Origin of the sequence: Bacillus inaquosorum KCTC 13429 (assembly GCF_000332645.1) — a bacterium.
GTDB classification, from domain to species: Bacteria; Bacillota; Bacilli; order Bacillales; family Bacillaceae; genus Bacillus; species Bacillus inaquosorum.
Genome location: NZ_AMXN01000001.1, coordinates 109,075 through 127,315, shown reverse-complemented (window position 1 = coordinate 127,315; position 18,241 = coordinate 109,075). Strand labels below are relative to the sequence as shown.

18 protein-coding genes are annotated in these 18,241 nt (G+C 43.9%); 15 read left to right on the top strand and 3 right to left on the bottom strand.

What is annotated here, in order from left to right; translation table 11 throughout:
• Positions 1-21 precede the first annotated feature (21 nt).
• Genes whiA through BSI_RS20065 form a run of 3 tightly spaced genes read left to right on the top strand, consistent with a single transcriptional unit; the run spans position 22 to position 2,018 of the window.
• Positions 22-972: a DNA-binding protein WhiA gene (gene whiA / locus BSI_RS20055; RefSeq protein ID WP_003235366.1), complete on the top strand. Its 951-nt coding sequence runs from the start codon at positions 22-24 to the stop codon at positions 970-972.
• Between the two features lie 23 nt (positions 973-995).
• Entirely contained in the window at positions 996-1,253 is a 258-nt protein-coding gene (locus tag BSI_RS20060; RefSeq protein WP_003219835.1) for an HPr family phosphocarrier protein, read from the top strand.
• Complete coding sequence (locus BSI_RS20065) at positions 1,254-2,018, top strand: arylamine N-acetyltransferase family protein (RefSeq protein WP_080030773.1); 765 nt, start codon at positions 1,254-1,256, stop codon at positions 2,016-2,018.
• A 35-nt stretch (positions 2,019-2,053) separates the two neighbouring features.
• On the opposite strand, the gene BSI_RS20070 is transcribed toward BSI_RS20065, so the two are convergent.
• The gene (locus tag BSI_RS20070; RefSeq protein WP_003235362.1) at positions 2,054-2,263 is read right to left on the bottom strand and encodes a hypothetical protein; all 210 of its coding nucleotides are present in this window, start codon (positions 2,261-2,263) and stop codon (positions 2,054-2,056) included.
• Between the two features lie 145 nt (positions 2,264-2,408).
• Between BSI_RS20070 and psdR the strand changes: the two genes are divergently transcribed.
• The 4 genes from psdR to psdB all read left to right on the top strand — a co-directional run bounded on the left by psdR (position 2,409) and on the right by psdB (position 6,963).
• Complete coding sequence (gene psdR / locus BSI_RS20075) at positions 2,409-3,122, top strand: two-component system response regulator PsdR (RefSeq protein WP_003235360.1); 714 nt, start codon at positions 2,409-2,411, stop codon at positions 3,120-3,122.
• Complete coding sequence (psdS, locus tag BSI_RS20080; RefSeq protein WP_003235358.1) at positions 3,116-4,186, top strand: two-component sensor histidine kinase PsdS; 1,071 nt, start codon at positions 3,116-3,118, stop codon at positions 4,184-4,186. The genes psdR and psdS overlap by 7 nt, the downstream gene beginning before the upstream one ends.
• 82 nt (positions 4,187-4,268) lie before the next feature.
• On the top strand, positions 4,269-5,048 hold the full coding sequence (gene psdA / locus BSI_RS20085) for a lantibiotic ABC transporter ATP-binding protein PsdA (protein WP_003235356.1): 780 nt from the start codon (positions 4,269-4,271) through the stop codon (positions 5,046-5,048).
• Positions 5,023-6,963, top strand: coding sequence for a lantibiotic ABC transporter permease PsdB (psdB, locus tag BSI_RS20090; RefSeq protein WP_003235354.1), 1,941 nt, complete (start codon positions 5,023-5,025; stop codon positions 6,961-6,963). The genes psdA and psdB overlap by 26 nt, the downstream gene beginning before the upstream one ends.
• Before the next feature lie 36 nt (positions 6,964-6,999).
• Here the strand turns inward: psdB and BSI_RS20095 are convergent, their stop codons facing one another.
• On the bottom strand, positions 7,000-7,977 hold the full coding sequence (locus tag BSI_RS20095) for a 2-hydroxyacid dehydrogenase (RefSeq protein ID WP_080030782.1): 978 nt from the start codon (positions 7,975-7,977) through the stop codon (positions 7,000-7,002).
• 393 nt (positions 7,978-8,370) lie between these two features.
• Here BSI_RS20095 and BSI_RS20100 point away from each other — a divergent pair, with 393 nt between their 5' ends.
• Both BSI_RS20100 and BSI_RS20105 read left to right on the top strand, forming a co-directional pair.
• A complete protein-coding gene (locus BSI_RS20100; protein ID WP_080010878.1) occupies positions 8,371-8,964 on the top strand; it encodes a beta-class carbonic anhydrase in 594 nt (197 codons plus the stop codon).
• Positions 8,965-8,982: 18 nt separating this feature from the next.
• Positions 8,983-10,584, top strand: a complete 1,602-nt coding sequence (locus tag BSI_RS20105) for a SulP family inorganic anion transporter (RefSeq protein WP_003235349.1) — start codon at positions 8,983-8,985, stop codon at positions 10,582-10,584.
• 27 nt (positions 10,585-10,611) lie between these two features.
• Here the strand turns inward: BSI_RS20105 and BSI_RS20110 are convergent, their stop codons facing one another.
• On the bottom strand, positions 10,612-10,932 hold the full coding sequence (locus BSI_RS20110; RefSeq protein ID WP_003219846.1) for a MazG nucleotide pyrophosphohydrolase domain-containing protein: 321 nt from the start codon (positions 10,930-10,932) through the stop codon (positions 10,612-10,614).
• 117 nt (positions 10,933-11,049) lie between these two features.
• Between BSI_RS20110 and BSI_RS20115 the strand changes: the two genes are divergently transcribed.
• From BSI_RS20115 to mdxG, 6 genes are all read left to right on the top strand, one after another.
• Positions 11,050-11,625 (top strand): LOG family protein, encoded by a 576-nt coding sequence (locus BSI_RS20115; protein ID WP_003235346.1) that lies wholly within the window; start codon positions 11,050-11,052, stop codon positions 11,623-11,625.
• A gap of 254 nt (positions 11,626-11,879) precedes the next feature.
• Complete coding sequence (locus BSI_RS20120; RefSeq protein WP_003235345.1) at positions 11,880-12,830, top strand: LacI family DNA-binding transcriptional regulator; 951 nt, start codon at positions 11,880-11,882, stop codon at positions 12,828-12,830.
• A 112-nt stretch (positions 12,831-12,942) separates the two neighbouring features.
• Positions 12,943-14,712, top strand: a complete 1,770-nt coding sequence (gene mdxD / locus BSI_RS20125) for a maltogenic alpha-amylase (protein WP_032731646.1) — start codon at positions 12,943-12,945, stop codon at positions 14,710-14,712.
• Between the two features lie 94 nt (positions 14,713-14,806).
• Positions 14,807-16,060: a maltodextrin ABC transporter substrate-binding protein MdxE gene (gene mdxE / locus BSI_RS20130; protein WP_003235342.1), complete on the top strand. Its 1,254-nt coding sequence runs from the start codon at positions 14,807-14,809 to the stop codon at positions 16,058-16,060.
• A 35-nt stretch (positions 16,061-16,095) separates the two neighbouring features.
• Positions 16,096-17,403 (top strand): maltodextrin ABC transporter permease MdxF, encoded by a 1,308-nt coding sequence (mdxF, locus tag BSI_RS20135; protein ID WP_003235340.1) that lies wholly within the window; start codon positions 16,096-16,098, stop codon positions 17,401-17,403.
• Entirely contained in the window at positions 17,404-18,240 is an 837-nt protein-coding gene (mdxG, locus tag BSI_RS20140; protein ID WP_003235337.1) for a maltodextrin ABC transporter permease MdxG, read from the top strand.
• The last annotated feature ends 1 nt before the right edge of the window (position 18,241 follow it).

Genomic DNA, 18,241 nt, shown 5'->3' with positions numbered 1-18,241 from the left:
CCTTGAAATGAGGTGGCTAATATGTCATTTGCATCAGAAACAAAAAAAGAATTAACGAATCTGGAAGTGAAAGACTGCTGCATTAAGGCGGAGCTGTCTGCGCTTATCCGGATGAATGGAGCTTTATCATTTACAAACCGCCATCTCGTACTTGACGTTCAAACCGAAAATGCGGCGATTGCCCGCCGCATTTATACATTGCTGAAAAAACAATATGATGTATCGGTCGAGCTGCTGGTCAGAAAGAAAATGCGGCTGAAAAAGAACAACGTCTATATTGTGCGATTTTCAGAAAATGCAAAAGCGATCTTAGAGGATTTAAAAATACTCGGAGAGAATTTTGTGTTTGAACGAAGTATTTCGGAAGAGCTGGTCAAAAAGAGATGCTGCAAGCGTTCTTATATGAGAGGGGCATTTTTGGCGGGAGGTTCGGTCAATAACCCGGAAACCTCCTCGTATCATTTAGAAATCTTCTCTCTTTATAAGGAGCATAACGATTCATTATGCGACCTGCTAAATGAGTTTCAGCTAAACAGCAAAACGCTCGAACGGAAAAAAGGCTATATCACTTATTTAAAAGAGGCGGAAAAGATTACTGAGTTTCTGAACGTGATCGGCGCCCACAATTCGCTTCTGCGATTTGAGGATGTCAGAATCGTCAGGGATATGAGAAATTCAGTCAACCGCCTCGTCAATTGTGAAACAGCCAACTTAAACAAAACGATCGGCGCTTCGCTCAGACAGGTGGAAAATATTAAATACATCGATGAAAGAATCGGCCTGGATGCGCTTCCTGAAAAACTTCGGGAAATCGCGCAGCTGCGGATTGATTATCAGGAAGTGACGCTGAAAGAGCTAGGGGAAATGGTAGCAAGCGGGAAAATCAGCAAATCAGGAATCAACCACAGGCTGAGAAAACTTGACGAAATCGCAGAACAGCTGCGGACAGGGCAAACCGTCACTTTAAAATAACCGTAAAGAAAAGGGGAGATCTTATGGTTCAACAGAAAGTGGAAGTTCGATTAAAGACAGGACTGCAGGCGCGTCCTGCTGCTTTGTTTGTACAAGAAGCAAACCGGTTTACGTCAGATGTGTTTCTTGAGAAGGATGGGAAAAAAGTAAACGCAAAAAGCATCATGGGGCTGATGAGCCTTGCGGTCAGCACAGGCACTGAGGTTACCTTGATCGCCCAGGGAGAAGACGAACAGGAGGCGCTGGAAAAGCTGGCTGCTTATGTTCAAGAAGAAGTTTAGGTGATAAAGATGAATGACTTTCTAAAAGACTGCTTTCAGAAAATCGGCTGGGAGAAAGACCATGTCAGCTTCGTTGATCTCCCCCTTTTTCTCAAATCAATGGCATACCGTTTTCCATTTGAAAACCGTGCCGTACTCGCAAAAGAGAATTACAACATAACAAAAGAAGAGCTATGGCGCCGCCTGGTCAAAGAACAGCACGGCGGCCTGTGCTATGATTTAAATGGTTTTCTTTATTTTGTCTTGCGTGAGGCCGGATTTCATGTGAAGCTCATTCGGGGAACGGTTTATGCAGGACAACAAGAAGAATGGGCACTAGAAGGAACGCATGCTGCTGTATTGCTGTCTGCGGAAAAAGGCGATTATATCGTTGATATTGGATTTGGCATCAACCTGGCGCTCCAGCCGATACCGCTTTCTGGAGAAACGGTACAATCACCTGTCGGGTCATTCCGAATCAAAGAAGAAGAGACAGAAAAGGGCAGCCATGTCCTGTTGATGGACAAAGGGGAAGGCTGGCAAATCGGTTACGCCTTTACCCTTGAAGAGAGTGATGCCGGTGATTTAGATGACATGAAGGACATGATTCACTCTCATGAAAAATCTCCGTTTAACAAATCACTGCTCGCCTCAAAGCTGACGCCGAACGGACGGATGGTCATGTCAGACCGCCATTTTACGATTCATAAAAACGGCGGTGAGGGTCAAAAACGTGACATCGGCCCTTCAGAGTTTGGAGAGAAATTAAATACTTATTTTTTGTAATGTGAAAAGCTTGCAGACATACTGCAAGCTTTTTCTTATGAACAAGTATTGATTACTACATCAAATGCATCTTCCGGGATATACAGTTTCCCTTTTTCATATTGATAAGGAATGTGATTCTCTTTAAAGCACTCTTTTTCGTATTCAGTCAGTGAATCTCCAATTTCTATGTATTCCCCGGTATAGTTCGGCTGGCATGCTGAAAGAGTTGACGTAATGGTTACAAGTAGCATGATTTTCTTCATAATGGCACCTGCTTATCAAGAAATTTTTTCCTTTTTCCATTCTACCATAACGAATAGAAAAAACAATTTACTATCCCGCCACATGCTATAATGAATTTTGGAATCTTCTAGAAAAATCATCGTGCAGAATATAAGGGGGATAAACGTGTATCGGATTTTGCTTGTGGAAGATGATGACCGGATTGCTTCTTTGCTGGGCGGTCATCTTCAAAAATACGGATATGAAGTGAAAATTGCTGAACAGCTGAATGATATAAAATTGGAATTTGCAGAAATGAAGCCGGATCTTGTGCTGCTTGATATCAACCTGCCTTTTTTTGACGGGTTTTATTGGTGCAGGCAAATCCGTACCATTTCCAATGCGCCGATTATCTTTATATCAGCACGGACTGATGAGCTGAATCAGGTGATGGCGATTGAAAATGGCGGCGATGATTATATCACGAAGCCATTCCATTTAGAGGTAGTGATGGCCAAAATCAAAAGCGTCCTGCGTCGCACATATGGTGAATACTCGCCCTCTTTGTCACAGGAATCAAGAATAGTGGAGCTTTGCGGGCTCACGATTTATCCGGATCAGAACGAGGCAGAGTGGAACAGCACCCGCATTTTGTTTTCACAAAAAGAATTTCAGCTCCTATCGATTTTTGTGAGGGAGCATAAAAAAATCGTCTCCCGTGATGAACTATTGGAGGCATTATGGGATGACATTGATTTTGTTGATGATAATACGTTAACGGTCAATGTCAATCGGCTGCGGAGAAAACTGGAGAATGCCGGACTGAAAGATTGCATTTCAACGATAAGAGGACAAGGCTATCAATTTCAAGTCAATCGGAAGGATGAACCGGAGTGTTAAAGACTTATCTCATCGACCGCTTAGCCATTATTCTATTTTCATTATTAGGGATAGGGACCGCCATGTTGATTGCGTATTTAAGCATCATAGAGAGCGGCGCAGAACCTCCCGCCGAAAATATGATGTACATATGGATTTTGCCCGGTGCTCTTTTAGCTGCCGGTTTTGCTGCTGATTACATCCGGCAATTTTCCTTTCTCACATATATTAAAAAGCTTGCAGAACAAGCCTCTTCTTCGAATGACATTGGACCGTCTTTGAAAGCCCGAAAGCCAAGAACACGAGAGCAAGCTCTTTGGACGAAAATGATCAACGCACTCGGGCAGCAATACGAAGGCAGGCTCTTACAATATATGAATCAGCAAAAACAGCATTATACCTTCACCAATCAATGGGTCCACCATATGAAAACACCGGTATCTGTTATTTCCTTAATGATTCAGGAAGGAAAAAACGGAACCGCTTCTTCTTTTCCGACGTTTTTAGAGGAGCTGGAGGATGAAAATGAGAGATTTCGCCATGGTCTTGATATGATGCTGCAAACGGCACGGCTGGAGGAATTTGCGTTTGATGTAAGACCGCAAACCTTTGATTTGACCGAGCTGGTCCGTTCACTTATTAATCAGGAAAAACGGCAGTTTATCAAACGGCGCCTTTTTCCAAAGCTACATGTGCCGTCAAACGCCGTTCAGATTTCCAGTGATCAAAAGTGGCTTTCCTTTGTGGTTGAGCAGCTTCTTTTCAACGCCTTGAAATATTCAAAGCAAGGTGTAGGCGACCATATTACAATCCGGATTGAAACAGAGGGACATGAGACGCGCCTGTCGGTTGCTGATGAAGGAATCGGCATACCGCCGCAGGATCTGCCGCGGATTTTTGACGCGTTTTTTACCGGGGAAAACGGGCGAAGCATGACAGAGGCAACGGGAATGGGTCTTTATTTAGCAAAACAGGTGTGCAGCCGGCTTGGCCATAAGCTTTATGCGGAATCAAAAGAAGGGGCTGGCACTGTGATGACCATCGTGTTTTCAAGTGACACCCTAGTGAATGTGACAGCATTGTAAGGTTGGAGAGCAGATTTGAAAGAAAGTTCGATGGGAGGCTGCTGACTTCCTTTTTATAATAAAGAAAAAGGAGGAGCAGAACATGAACGTGTTACAAACAACGAACCTGTCAAAAACGTACTATTCAAATAAAGAAACGATATCATACCAAGCGCTCAGCGACTTTGATCTCAGTGTGGCGAAAGGAGAATTTGTCGGGATTATGGGGCCGTCGGGAAGCGGAAAAACCACGCTCCTGAATTTGCTGGCCACCATTGATAAGCCGACTCAGGGCGAGATGATGATCAACGGCATTCAGCCGAAAACGTTAAAGGATCAAGACCTGGCTCTGTTTCGCAGAAGAGAACTCGGCTTCGTCTTTCAGGATTTTAATCTGCTTGATACGCTGACGATTCGGGAAAATATTCTGCTGCCGCTCGCATTGGACAAGGTAAAGCTGAGAGAAATGGAAGCCCGCTTGGAAGAATTGGCTGATACGCTGCAAATCAAGCATATTCTCGACCACCGGACATACGAGGTGTCGGGCGGACAGCAGCAGCGAGCGGCCTGTGCCAGAGCGATTATTCACAATCCGGCGCTCATTCTTGCCGATGAACCGACAGGAAACCTTGATTCAAAATCGGCTAAACAAGTAATGAACACGCTGGCTCAGCTGAATGAAGAAAAGGAAGCGACCATTTTATTGGTCACGCATGATGCCACAGCGGCAAGCTTCTGTAAACGGATTGTGTTTATTAAAGACGGCCGTTTCTTTTCAGAAATTCATAGAGGGACAAACCGGCAGGTGTTTTATCAAAGTATATTGGATACCTTGAGTGTGTTGGGAGGCGATTTTCATGAATTTGAGAACCATCGCCCGTAAAAACATTCTTGGAAATCTGCAAAGATATGTCGCCTACTTTTTAAGCTGTGTGTTTGCCGTTTCGGTGTTTTTTGTCTTCACATCTTTTATTTTTCACCCTGATGTCAATGAAGACAATATATATGGCGGAAGCCTTGTCAAAACGTGCTTGAGCGCAGCTCTTGTCGTTATCATTGTGTTTTGTGTATTTTTCATCTCATATTCGAATTCAGCGTTTTTGCAGGCGAGAAAGAAAGAGTTTGGGCTGCTGACGCTGTTCGGAACATCAAAGCAGCAGCTTCGCAAAATGATTTATTATGAGCAGTCCCTCATTTCTCTTGCGGCGATTGCGGCCGGCATTGGAGCAGGGCTGTTATTTTCAAAACTGTTTTTTATGATTATGACATGGATGCTCAGCGTGAAAGTGCCGATTTCGTTTGCCATTGTGCCGAAAGCGTTTGTGATGACTGTTGCGGGCTTTCTCATCCTGTTTCAGACGCTGCTCATTTTATCGCTGGGCCGGATTCGCAAGCTGGAAATCATTGAGCTAATTAAATCGGCCCGAAAGCCGAAAAGCTTGCCGGCTTATTCAAAGTGGCTCACTGTGCTGTCCTTGCTTTGTCTGGCTGGCGGTTATTATTTGTCTGCCACAGCGAATGCGATTGATATGGTATTTCGTGTCTTTCCGATTTTAATTTTAGTGTTAATCGGGACGTATTTCTTTTTTACACAAAGCAGTGTGGCGTTTTTCCGCATGCTGTACAGAAAGAAACACAGCTTTTATAAAGGAACGAATATCATTGTCCGTTCCAACATGATCTTCCGGCTAAAGGATCATGCCCGAATGCTGTTTTTAACCTCTGTCATTACGGCGGTCATTTTAACCGCTACAGGTGTTATCTATATGTTTTATGCTGATTTAGAAAGACAAGAGGAGCAAAGCATTCCCCAATCTGTTGCCTGGGTAGAAAAAGACGCTTCCAGCTTTCAGGTCATGAAGCCTGAGACGGCTGAGAATACATTGAAAAAAGCTGATGCTGACATCAAGTATAAGGTAAATGCCACAGGAATTCCTGTCACTTTTCAATCAGACTCGCCATATGGGAACAGGAAAGCGGAAGCGGAGGCCTTGCTGATTTCAGAGAAAATCTATAATCAAGTCGCAAAGGAAAAAGGTTTCCCTGTTATTCATTTACAAGAAAATGAAGCGTTTATCAATGTTCCTTTTCAAATGATGGTGAAAGATACATTTGGAGAAGGGGAAACAGCAGCATTTCATATGAAGTCAGGAAAAACACTTTCCTACGTCATGAAAAAGCAGCAGAACAAAGGGATATTGATGTCAGTCGAGGGAGTCAGCCGTTTATTGGTTGTCAGTGAAAAGAGCTTTGACAGCCTGACACATGATGTGCCGCTGAAGGAACAGATGAGAGTGGTAGGTTATGAGCTTGAGCATTGGCAGGAGGAGGTGGATGTCTCTGAAAAGCTTGAAAACATGGTGCCGAAAGAACATACATCTGATTTTCAAACGCGTGCACCCAGTTATCAAATTGTGAAGCAGGGAGTCGCATTAATGCTGTTTATCGGTCTGTTTGTCAGCGTGCTGTTTTTTATCGTGCAAGGAAGTATGCTGTATTTGCGGATGTTTACTGAAATAGAAGATACGAGAGTGCAAGTATTAGCATTAAAGAGAATGGGGATTACGGACAAAGAGATTCACTCCATCCTCGGAAAACAAATTGGATTTTTGTTCTTCATCCCATTTATCGCGGGCACCATTCACGCCGGTTTTGCGTATGCGGCGTTAAGCAACATGCTGAATTCCAACTTATTTCTTGAGGCCGTGATTGTCATCTTCATTTATTTTGTGTTCCAGGCTGTTTATTATATCGTGACTCGTCATATTTATAAGCGCGCTGTTCTCCAGCATATGTAATATGAAATCCGGTCTGGATCAGACCGGATTTTTGATTTATTGAAATTCTCTTGTCAGATTTTTCGGTGTATTCCCTTGGATGGCCGAGACCATGTTTTCGGCAGCCTGTTTACACATATTGAAGCGTACTTTCGCTGTTGCTGAGCCGATATGCGGCAGTAAAGTCACATTATCTAGCTTCAAAAGGGGGTTGTCTTTTGCGACAGGTTCTTCCTCGTACACGTCTAAGCCGGCTCCCCTAATCCAGCCTTCCTGAAGGGCGCGAATCAGTGCTTTTTCATCAACCGTCTTTCCCCGGGAAATATTGACGAAAATTGCTGAATCCTTCATCTTCTTAAATTCGCGTTCCCCTATCATGTGATACGTTTCATCAGTCAGCGGTGTGATGAGCAGAATAAAATCAGATTGTTCGAGCAATGTATCAAGCTCAGCGTACTTGACGCCGATGCTGTCTTCAATTTCTTGTTTGCGATGGCGGTTATGATAAAGCACGTCCATATCGAAGCCGAATTTGGCGCGTCTTGCTGCTTGTTCGCCGATTCTGCCCATGCCGATAATGCCTAACGTCTGATGATGAACATCAATGCCGAAAAGCGCTTCCTCTTCAACGGTTCCCCATTTTCCGGCTCTGACGAAACGGTCCAGTTCGGCAACACGTCTGGCGGAAGATAGAATCAGAGAAAAGGCCAGATCAGCAACTGTGTCATCCAGTGTATAAGGTGTATGAGTGCCGACGACACCTCTTTCTTTCATGGCTTCTATGTCGAAGTTATCATACCCAACGGATTGATTGCTGACCACTTTGAGCTTAGGCGCATGTTCAAGCAGTTCACGATTGATTGACGGTCCGGATGTTCCTGAAGTTAAAAGCCCTTCAGCATCTTTTAATTTTTCAAAAAGCACGTCATTCGGAAGCGTATCCTCCTGCCATATTTCATAACGGCAATGTTCACCGATGAATGCTTGAATCTCTTCAGGAATCGGTTTTGTGATAAATACAAATGGTTTCAACAAGGCTCCCCCTTTATGGCTGTTGTCTCTTTCATTATATCGGAAATAAATAGATGTTAAAAATATAGCTACGTTCATTTGAATTTCTGGTTCTTTTGAACTTAAAATGGATATAAAAATTGAACGAGCAGCTAAAATCGCTTAAAAAAGTTTTTTAATTATCTGAATTCACCTATATTTTTTGTCAGACAAATCATCAATATGCGAGCTGCATCCAGATTATAGGATTCATTAAATATAAATTTTATTATCTTTGAAAGATATAAATTTTTATGTTTTGATTCTACAGTCCAATTATAGTGTCTTTTTTTGAAAGCCTTTTCGCGGCGTATTCCTATGCTATAATTCCTTACTGTAAGCTGGGTAAGAAGGCTTGCAAAATCATATGGATGGGAGATGAATCAAATGGTTTCTTTAACATCAATTTTGGAACACAATCAGCGGTTTGTCAGAGAGAAGAAGTATGAACCGTACAAAACGACAAAATTTCCTTCAAAAAAGCTCGTCATTGTCACCTGTATGGATACAAGGCTCACAGAACTTCTTCCGCAAGCAATGGGACTTAAAAACGGTGATGCTAAAATTGTAAAAAACGCGGGAGCCATCGTTTCTCACCCATTTGGAAGCGTGATGCGAAGCATACTGGTTGCGATTTATGAATTGCAGGCTGAAGAGGTGTGCATTGTCGGCCACCATGAATGCGGGATGTCAGGACTGAATGCGTCTTCGATTCTCGAGAAAGCGAAGGAACGCGGGGTGGAAGAAAGCTGCCTGAATTTGCTGTCGAGCGCCGGACTTGATTTGAAATCATGGCTGACCGGTTTTCACAGCGTAGAAGAAAGCGTTTCCCACAGTGTGAACATGATCAAGAACCATCCGTTGCTGCCGAAAAAGGTTCCGGTTCACGGGCTTGTCATTCATCCTGAAACAGGAAAACTTGATGTCGTCATTAACGGTTATGAAACTGAGCTCATAAACACACATTTATAAGGGAGGTTATAACAAAATATGCGATTCTCAGGGAGATTCAAGGGATACAATTTGCAGAAATTTCAGAAAGACCTGATTGCAGGTATCGTAGTAGGTGTCGTGGCAATTCCTTTAGGGATGGCATTTGCCATTGCCTCGGGAGTCGAGCCTGAATACGGGCTGTACACTGTTGTTGTGGCAGGGATTTGTATTTCCTTGTTTGGGGGATCCAAATATCAAATTGGCGGTCCGACAGGCGCCTTTGTCCCGATTCTATTCGGCATTGTGATGCAGTACGGCTTGGAGAACCTGCTGATTGCAGGGTTTATGGCAGGAGTGATGCTGGTGCTGTTCGGGCTGTTTAAGCTCGGAAAAATTATGAAATTCGTGCCGAAGCCCGTTATCGTCGGTTTTACAGCCGGAATTGCCGTGCTCATCTTCACGGAGCAAATCGCTAATTTTCTCGGTTTGAGAAATGTTGAAAAACACGAGAATTTTCATCACAACATGTTTGAAATTGCACAGAAGCTCGGCACCTTTAATATGTATGCCATTTTGACAGCAGTGATCGGGCTCGTCATTTTGCTTGTATCCGCCAAAGTGATGCCTAAAGTACCGGGCGCTTTATTGGCTCTTCTGATTTCCACACTGGTCGCGGTTGTATTTTTCCCTGACCGCATGGCAACGATCGGGTCAACATATGGAGAAATTCCCCGCCATTTGCCGGAATTTCAGTTCCCGGAGCTTACATTGGATAAAATGGTCATGCTGTTTCCGGCAGCGCTTGTCATCGCGCTTCTTGGCGGCCTTGAGTCGATTTTGTCCGCAATGGTCGCTGATAACATGAAGGGCTCAAAGCATGACAGCAACAAAGAGCTTGTCGGTCAGGGGATTGCGAATATGGCTGCGCCGCTGTTCGGCGGAATTCCGGCAACAGGAGCGATCGCCAGAACGGCAACCAATATTAAAAACGGAGCGGTTTCACCTGTTTCCGGGGTCGTTCACGGTGTAGTCGTTCTTCTTGTCCTGCTCGTATTCGCGCCTTATGCGGCACATGTGCCGCTTGCCAGTATGGCGCCGATTCTCATGGTTGTCGCATGGAATATGAGTGAGCGGAAGGAAGTCGCAAACATGCTGAGACTGAAAAACGCTGATTCCTTTATTTTGGCGGCGACCTTTGTTCTTACGGTTCTGTTTGATCTAATCGTCGGTGTGGCAACCGGCTTGCTGCTCGCATTTGTCTTCTTCATCAGAAGAATGAGCGAAGCGACCCGCATCCACAATCAGGAATCGCACCCTGTTCTGGCGAAGGCGGCAAAGAGAGAAGATCCATCTGTCAGCATGTATGCGATAGAAGGGCCGCTGTTTTTCGGATCAATTGATTCGCTTGAATCTTCACTGCTGGAGCATGTACAGAAAAAGCCGAAGACCCTTATCCTGCTCATGAATAAGGTGCACTACATGGATACGTCGGCTGAAGCAGTGCTTGGGAACGTTATGAACAGAATTAAACGCCACAACGGAAAGCTGATGATTGTAGGACTGCAATCGCAGCCGAAGGAGCTGCTGCATAAAACAGGCCTATTTCACAAAATAGGGAAGCAGCATTTCTTTGATCACCATGATGAAATCACAGGTTAAAAAAAGCGGCCAATGCGGCCGCTTTTTTTATGCATGCTCAAATCGTTTTGTCAGTTTTTCTTGGTGGGCCTTCATCACGTCTTCTAAGGAGACACCGTACATATCAGCAAGAATGGCGATATTTCCGATGACATCTCCCATTTCTTCAATCAATTCTTGTTTTTGCTCAGCTCGTGTCGATTCCTTCTCATCCGGCCGGTCTCTGCCGATCTCATATGCCCTGACAGCCCGGGCCAGTTCTCCGGCTTCCTCCATTAAAAAGCCGACTCGAATAAACGGTCCGTATTCTGTCCAGCCTCTTTTTTCGTAAAACTCCTTCATCCATTTTTCTGCATCAGCCAGCTGCAACATCATCACTCCTGCATTCTTTATGTATTTCATATTGATATTATCACATGAAGGTGGGACAATATATAGTGTGTTTTTTGAATATTTAACACGATATATAGATGCGGAGATGACAAGATGAAAACAATTTGTGTATTTGCGGGGTCAAACCCGGGGGGAAATGAAGCGTATAAAAGAAAAGCGGCAGAGCTTGGCGTGTACATGGCTGAACAGGGAATCGGCCTTGTCTATGGGGGCTCCCGCGTAGGCTTGATGGGCGCGATTGCTGACGCGATTATGGAAAACGGCGGAACTGCAATCGGGGTCATGCCGAGCGGTTTGTTCAGCGGGGAGGTTGTCCATCAAAATCTGACTGAGCTGATTGAAGTAAACGGTATGCATGAACGAAAGGCCAAAATGAGCGAGCTGGCAGATGGTTTTATCGCTATGCCGGGCGGCTTCGGTACATATGAAGAATTATTTGAAGTGCTTTGCTGGGCGCAGATCGGCATCCACCAAAAGCCGATCGGACTGTACAATGTGAACGGATATTTTGAACCGATGATGAAAATGATCAAATACAGCATTCAGGAAGGGTTTTCTAACGATTCACACCTTAAGCTGATCCACAGTTCTTCACGCCCTGATGAGTTAATTGAGCAAATGCAGAATTACTCTTATCCGATTTTAGAGAAAAAGTGGACGGAGATCTAAAAAAGAGCCTTCTTCAGGGAAGGAGAGTTAGTGAGTGAGCCGCCTATCGTATTCGGTCAACGGCCGTTGATTCACTATATTCCGGGGCAGTAATCCAGGTGGAGGATCAACTAATAATCGAGTTTTTTGACAATGTGAGATTTCCTAAAGGAAATCTCTTTTTTAAATTTCTTTTTGCTGCATCGTATATTCAGTTGTAATAAAGGACTTTTTCACTAGTTTGGATAATAAGCACAGGTAAGGAGGGGATGAAAATGGCAACATTGTCAGATGTGGCAAAAAAGGCAAATGTTTCGAAAATGACGGTATCACGAGTGATTAATCATCCTGAGACGGTGACAGATGAATTGAAAAAGCTTGTTCATTCTGCAATGAAAGAGCTGAATTACATCCCTAATTATGCGGCAAGAGCGCTTGTGCAAAACAGAACACAGGTTGTCAAACTGTTGATTCTTGAGGAAATGGATACGACAGAACCATATTACATGAACCTGCTGACCGGAATCAGCCGGGAGCTGGATCGCAATCATTATGCTCTGCAGCTTGTGACAAGAAACTCTCTCAATATTGGCCAATGCGACGGCATTATTGCTACCGGCTTGAGAAAGACCGATTTTGAAGGTGTGATCAAAGCCTTTGAAAAGCCGCTGGTCGTATTTGGGGAAAATGAAATGGGCTATGACTTTATTGATGTGAATAACGAGAAAGGCACTTTTATGGCAACCCGCCACGTTATAGGACTGGGGGAGCGGGAAGTTGTCTTTTTTGGCATTGATTTAGATGAGCCTTTTGAACGTTCCAGAGAACAGGGGTATATTCGGGCGATGAATGAAAGCTTTAGAAAAACGAATATTTTCCGGATCGACAACAGTTCTAAAAAAAGTGAATGCCTTGCAAAAGAAGTGCTGAAATCCCTGGACAATCAGGCCGCATTTGTCTGTGCATCCGATCGAATCGCGCTCGGCGTCATTCGTGCAGTGCAATCGCTTGGGAAACGAATTCCGGAAGACGTTGCGGTGACCGGGAATGACGGCGTTTTTCTTGATCGTATCTCCTCGCCTCGGCTGACTACGGTCAGACAGCCTGTTGTTGAAATGGGGGAAGCCTGTGCGAGGATGCTTTTGAAAAAAATGAATGAAGACGGTGCTGCCCAAGGAAATCTATTTTTTGAGCCGGAGTTAATTGTACGCGAATCAACTCTGTAAGAGCCTTATTCTGTTATCGGTAACAAGGTAAAAAGGATTGTTCCTGCTATTTCATCATGATACTTTCAAACTAAGAGCCGGCCTATATAAAACGGAAATCAAAGGGGGAGACATGATGGAATATGCAGCGATTCATCATCAGCCGTTCAGTTCTGATGCTTATTCTTATGACGGGCGGACAGTGCATATCAAGATTCGGACGAAAAAAGGTGATGCAGACCACATTCGATTCATTTGGGGTGATCCCTATGAGTACAATGACGGCAGGTGGTCGGCAAACGAGCTGCCGATGAGGAAAATTGCCGCAACAGAAATGCATGATTATTGGTTTGCTGAAGTGGTGCCGCCATTTAGGCGTTTGCAATATGCGTTTGTTGTAACAGACCATCAGGAAGACATCTTTTTCGGAAGTTCAGGTGTATGCCCTTATAACGAAAAAACGCTGGAGACGATCCATTATTATTTTAAACTTCCATTTGTTCACGAGGCCGATACATTCCAAGCGCCTGAGTGGGTCAAATCAACGGTTTGGTATCAAATTTTTCCGGAGCGTTTTGCTAATGGAAGAGAAGACTTATCGCCGGAGAATGTATTGCCGTGGGGGAGCAAGGATCCGGACGTCAATGATTTTTTTGGAGGAGATTTGCAAGGAATTGTTGACAAGCTTGATTATTTAGAGGATTTAGGGGTGAACGGAATTTATGTAACTCCGATCTTTTCCGCGCCTTCTAATCATAAATACGACACGCTGGACTACTATTCCATTGATCCGCATTTTGGAGATCCGGAGCTTTTTCGCACATTGGTCAGCCAGCTTCATCAGCGGGGGATGAGAATTATGCTTGATGCTGTTTTTAATCATATAGGCAGCGCTTCTCCGCAGTGGCAGGATGTTGTGAAAAACGGAGCTCAATCCCGCTATAAAGATTGGTTCCATATTCACTCTTTTCCTGTCAAAGAAGGCAATTATGATAGGTTTGCGTTTACACCTGATATGCCGAAGCTAAATACGGCTAATCCCGAAGTACAGAGATATTTGCTTGATATTGCTTTGTACTGGATTCGCGAATTTGACATTGACGGCTGGCGTTTGGATGTGGCCAATGAAGTGGATCACGCTTTTTGGAAGACATTTAGGCAAGCCGTATCAGCTGAAAAGCCTGACCTTTATATTTTAGGAGAGATCTGGCATTCTGCCGAACCTTGGCTTAGAGGAGATGAATTTCATGCGGTGATGAATTATCCTTTTACAGAGCCTATGATTGAATATTTTGCTGACCGGGCGATTCCAGCCTCGCGTATGGCCCACCGTGTAAATGCACATTTGATGAATGGGATGAAGCAGGTCAATGAGGTGATGTTTAATTTACTGGACAGCCATGATACAAAACGCCTTTTGACCAGATGCCGCAATGACGAGAAAAAAGCACGCGCTTTGCTGGCCTTTATGTTTGCCCAGACAGGTTCACCATGCATCTATTACGGAACAGAAATCGGGCTGGACGGCGAAAATGATCCTTTATGCCGGAAATGTATGGTTTGGGAAAAAGAAAAGCAAAATCAAGAAATGCTTCTATTTATGAAACGGTTAATTGCTTTACGCAAACAGGAAAACACTTTATTGACTGAGGGAAATCTTGAGTGGAATCTGCTGGATGACCAAAACAACTTTATTAGTTTTTCACGGACTCTTGATGAAAAAACACTGATTTATTTCTTTAATCAGGGGGATGCGGCTCAACTTGTCAGTTTACGGGATTTGAATATTGAAAGGAATAAGAAAATCTACGATGTATGGACAGAGCAGCCGCTCCATCATAGCGATGTGATTGCCGTTCAGCCGGGAGAATTTTTTATTTTGGGTGCTGCCGCCCCTGTTTAAATTCTGTTATCGGTAACAAATCAAAAGATGTTGTAACCGCTTTCTATAGACCCATACAATTGTTATAGATTCATAAATAGAAGGGGGAAAAGAGATGATCCTTTTTAAAAAGGGGTTCGCTTTATTGGCGGCATCAGTCCTAACATTCGGTCTCGCCGCCTGTTCAAATTCAAAAGATCCGGCAAGCTCTGATGGCAAAAAAGTACTGACTGTGTCTGTCGAAGAAACCTATAAAGAATCCATTGAAAGCATAAAAGCAAAGTTCGAAAAAGAGAATGATGTCACAATAAAAATTGTTGAAAAGCAAATGTTCGAGCAATTGGAAGCGCTTCCTCTTGATGGCCCGGCAGGTAATGCACCTGATGTTATGCTTGCAGCGTACGACCGGATCGGCGGTTTGGGCCAGCAAGGACATTTACTTGAAATTAAGCCATCTAATACAAATAGTTTTGGCGATAAAGAAATGCAGCAGGTAACGGTTGACGGCAAGGTGTATGGTATGCCGCTAGTCATTGAAACACTTGTTTTGTATTACAACAAAGATCTCTTACAAACAGCACCAAAAACATTTAAAGATCTTGAAAAATTAACAGAGGATTCCCGATTTGCGTTTGCTTCGGAAAAAGGAAAATCAACCGGCTTTTTAGCGAAATGGACTGACTTTTATATGTCGTACGGTTTGTTGGCCGGTTACGGCGGATATGTATTTGGAAAAAACGGAACAGATTCTGGAGACATCGGCCTGAACAATAAAGGGGCTGTAGAAGCGGTGAAATATGCGGAGAAATGGTTTAAAACCTATTGGCCAAAAGGCATGCAAGACAATTCAAGCGCTGACGATTTTATTCAGCAGATGTTTTTAGACGGCAAAGCGGGTGCGATCATCGGCGGACCTTGGTCAGCTGCCAACTATAAAGAGGCTAAATTGAACTACGGAGCGGCTCCTATTCCGACATTGCCAAATGGAGAAGAATATGCTCCTTTTGCCGGCGGCAAGGGCTGGGTTGCTTCAAAATATACAAAAGAACCCGAACTGGCTGAAAAATGGCTTGAGTATGCTACAAATGATGCCAATGCTTACGCTTTTTATGAGGATACAAACGAAGTTCCGGCCAATACAGCTGCAAGGAAGAAAGCGGATGAGCAAAAAAATGAGCTGACGTCAGCTGTGATTAAACAATATGAAACAGCGACACCGACTCCGAATATTCCGGAAATGGCTGAAGTATGGACGGGAGCGGAAAGTTTGATTTTTGATGCGGTTTCAGGAAAAAAAGCGGCGCAAACATCAGCGAATGATGCTGTAAATGTCATAAAGGACAATATCAAAGAAAAGTATGTGAAATAAAACGGCGGGCGTCCGGAAGAATAGAGGGCGAAAAAATGAATACACACCACACACTTGCAAAGCAAAAACGAAAGGCAGGGCTTTTATCGATCATTCCAGGAGTTGGGCAGATTGCGAATCAGCAGTTTTCAAAGGGGATCTTGTTTCTTGTCATCACGGGTTTGTTTGCTCTTGAATTAAGCGTTTTCGGCATTCAAGCGCTAACCGGATTGATGACCTTGGGAAGTGTTCCCGGTGAAGACCACTCACTGTTTATGCTGATTGAAGGCACGCTGCAATTGATCGTGACGCTGATTTTCCTCATGTTCTATATCTTTAATATTCATGATTCGCGTAAGACCGCCGCTATGAAAGCGGCGGGTTTGGAGGTCAATACAACGGCCAAGGATATGATCTGTCATGCGGGTGATAAAGGGTTTCCATATTTATTTACACTGCCGGCATATATCATGATGGTGTTTGTGATTATTTTTCCGGTTTTGGTGACTCTGTTTGTTGCATTAACAAACTATGATTTTTATCATATTCCGCCTAATAGTCTGATTGACTGGGTCGGTTTTAAAAATTTCTTGAATATTTTTTTCCTTGGCTCCTATCGTGAAACATTTATGAATGTACTGGGCTGGACAATTATCTGGACAATCTGTGCAACAACGCTGCAAATCATTTTGGGTATCGTGACGGCACTTTTCGTCAATCAGGATTTTATAAAGGGCAAGCGGATATTTCGAATGATTTTCTTATTTCCATGGGCTGTTCCGGCTTTTATTACAATCATGAGTTTTTCCAACATGTTTAACGACAGCATAGGGGCGATGAATGCACAGGTGATTCCATTATTAAATCACCTGCCGTTCGTAGAGCTGCCGGCGATCGCGTGGAAGACCGATCCTTTCTGGACAAAGACAGCCCTCATTATGATTCAGACTTGGCTCGGATTTCCATATATTTATGTCATGGTAACGGGAGTGCTTCAGGCCATTCCAGGTGAACTGTATGAAGCGGCAAAGATTGACGGGGCTACTTTTATTCAGCGTTTTCGGCATATTACATTTCCAATGATTTTATTTGCGACAGCACCCGTAATGATTACTCAGTATACGTTTAATTTCAATAATTTCACGATCATCTATTTATTTAATGAGGGAGGACCAGGCAGCGCAGGAGCTGGGGCCGGGTCGACAGATATCTTAATTTCGTGGATTTATAAACTGACAACAGGCACATCACCGCAATATTCCGTTGCCGCAGCTGTTACACTGTTAATTTCTTTCATTGTCATTGGAATTTCCCTGATTGCTTTTAAAAAATCGAATGCTTTTGGCAATGAGGAGGTTATGTAGGTGAATGTGAGAACTGCCAGAATGCTTAATAGAATCTGTACCTATTTATTTTTGACGCTGTTAAGTATTGTCATTATATATCCGTTGCTGATTACGGCATCATCCGCTTTCCGTGTCGGAAATGCAACGGCTTTTCAGCTTGATTTTTCGGGTTCTTGGACTTTGGATCATTTTAAGCGGCTATTTGATGAGACACTTTATCTTCATTGGTACGGCAATACACTTGTCATTGCGCTATCGGTCATGGTATTGCAGGTTATGATTGTGACGCTTGCCGGGTATACGTACAGCCGCTATCGGTTTGCAGGCCGAAAAAAGAGCCTGGTATTCTTTTTAATCATTCAAATGGTGCCGACGATGGCAGCGCTGACTGCTTTTTACGTTCTGGCAATGCTGATAGGCGCACTTGATCAATACTGGTTTTTGACAGCGATCTATATCGGCGGCGGAATTCCGATGAACACGTGGCTGATGAAAGGTTATTTTGATACTGTGCCGAGAGAAATTGATGAAGCTGCGCGAATTGACGGGGCGGGACATCTGAGGATTTTCGCTTCCATTGTTCTGCCGCTTGTTAAGCCGATGCTTGCGGTACAAGCGCTTTGGGCGTTTATGGCTCCGTTCGGCGACTATTTGCTGGCAAAGTTTTTGCTTCGTTCACCGGAAAGGCTGACCATCGCTGTAGGATTGCAGTCCTTCATTTCAAATCCGCAGCAGCAAAAAGTCGCCCTGTTTGCGGCCGGAGCTATATTGGCTGCACTGCCGATATGCGTCTTGTTCTTTATTCTCCAAAAGAACTTTGTGTCCGGGCTGACAGCCGGCGGAACAAAGGGGTAAT

Bases quoted from the DNA above. Each gene is read 5' to 3' on its own strand.
- whiA (WP_003235366.1), top strand. From the start codon at position 22: ATGTCATTTGCATCAGAAACAAAAAAAGAATTAACGAATCTGGAAGTG.
- BSI_RS20060 (WP_003219835.1), top strand. From the start codon at position 996: ATGGTTCAACAGAAAGTGGAAGTTCGATTAAAGACAGGACTGCAGGCG.
- BSI_RS20070 (WP_003235362.1), bottom strand. From the start codon at position 2,263: ATGAAGAAAATCATGCTACTTGTAACCATTACGTCAACTCTTTCAGCA.
- psdA (WP_003235356.1), top strand. From the start codon at position 4,269: ATGAACGTGTTACAAACAACGAACCTGTCAAAAACGTACTATTCAAAT.
- psdB (WP_003235354.1), top strand. From the start codon at position 5,023: ATGAATTTGAGAACCATCGCCCGTAAAAACATTCTTGGAAATCTGCAA.
- BSI_RS20100 (WP_080010878.1), top strand. From the start codon at position 8,371: ATGAATCAAATGGTTTCTTTAACATCAATTTTGGAACACAATCAGCGG.
- BSI_RS20105 (WP_003235349.1), top strand. From the start codon at position 8,983: ATGCGATTCTCAGGGAGATTCAAGGGATACAATTTGCAGAAATTTCAG.
- BSI_RS20115 (WP_003235346.1), top strand. From the start codon at position 11,050: ATGAAAACAATTTGTGTATTTGCGGGGTCAAACCCGGGGGGAAATGAA.
- BSI_RS20120 (WP_003235345.1), top strand. From the start codon at position 11,880: ATGGCAACATTGTCAGATGTGGCAAAAAAGGCAAATGTTTCGAAAATG.
- mdxD (WP_032731646.1), top strand. From the start codon at position 12,943: ATGATGGAATATGCAGCGATTCATCATCAGCCGTTCAGTTCTGATGCT.
- mdxE (WP_003235342.1), top strand. From the start codon at position 14,807: ATGATCCTTTTTAAAAAGGGGTTCGCTTTATTGGCGGCATCAGTCCTA.
- mdxF (WP_003235340.1), top strand. From the start codon at position 16,096: ATGAATACACACCACACACTTGCAAAGCAAAAACGAAAGGCAGGGCTT.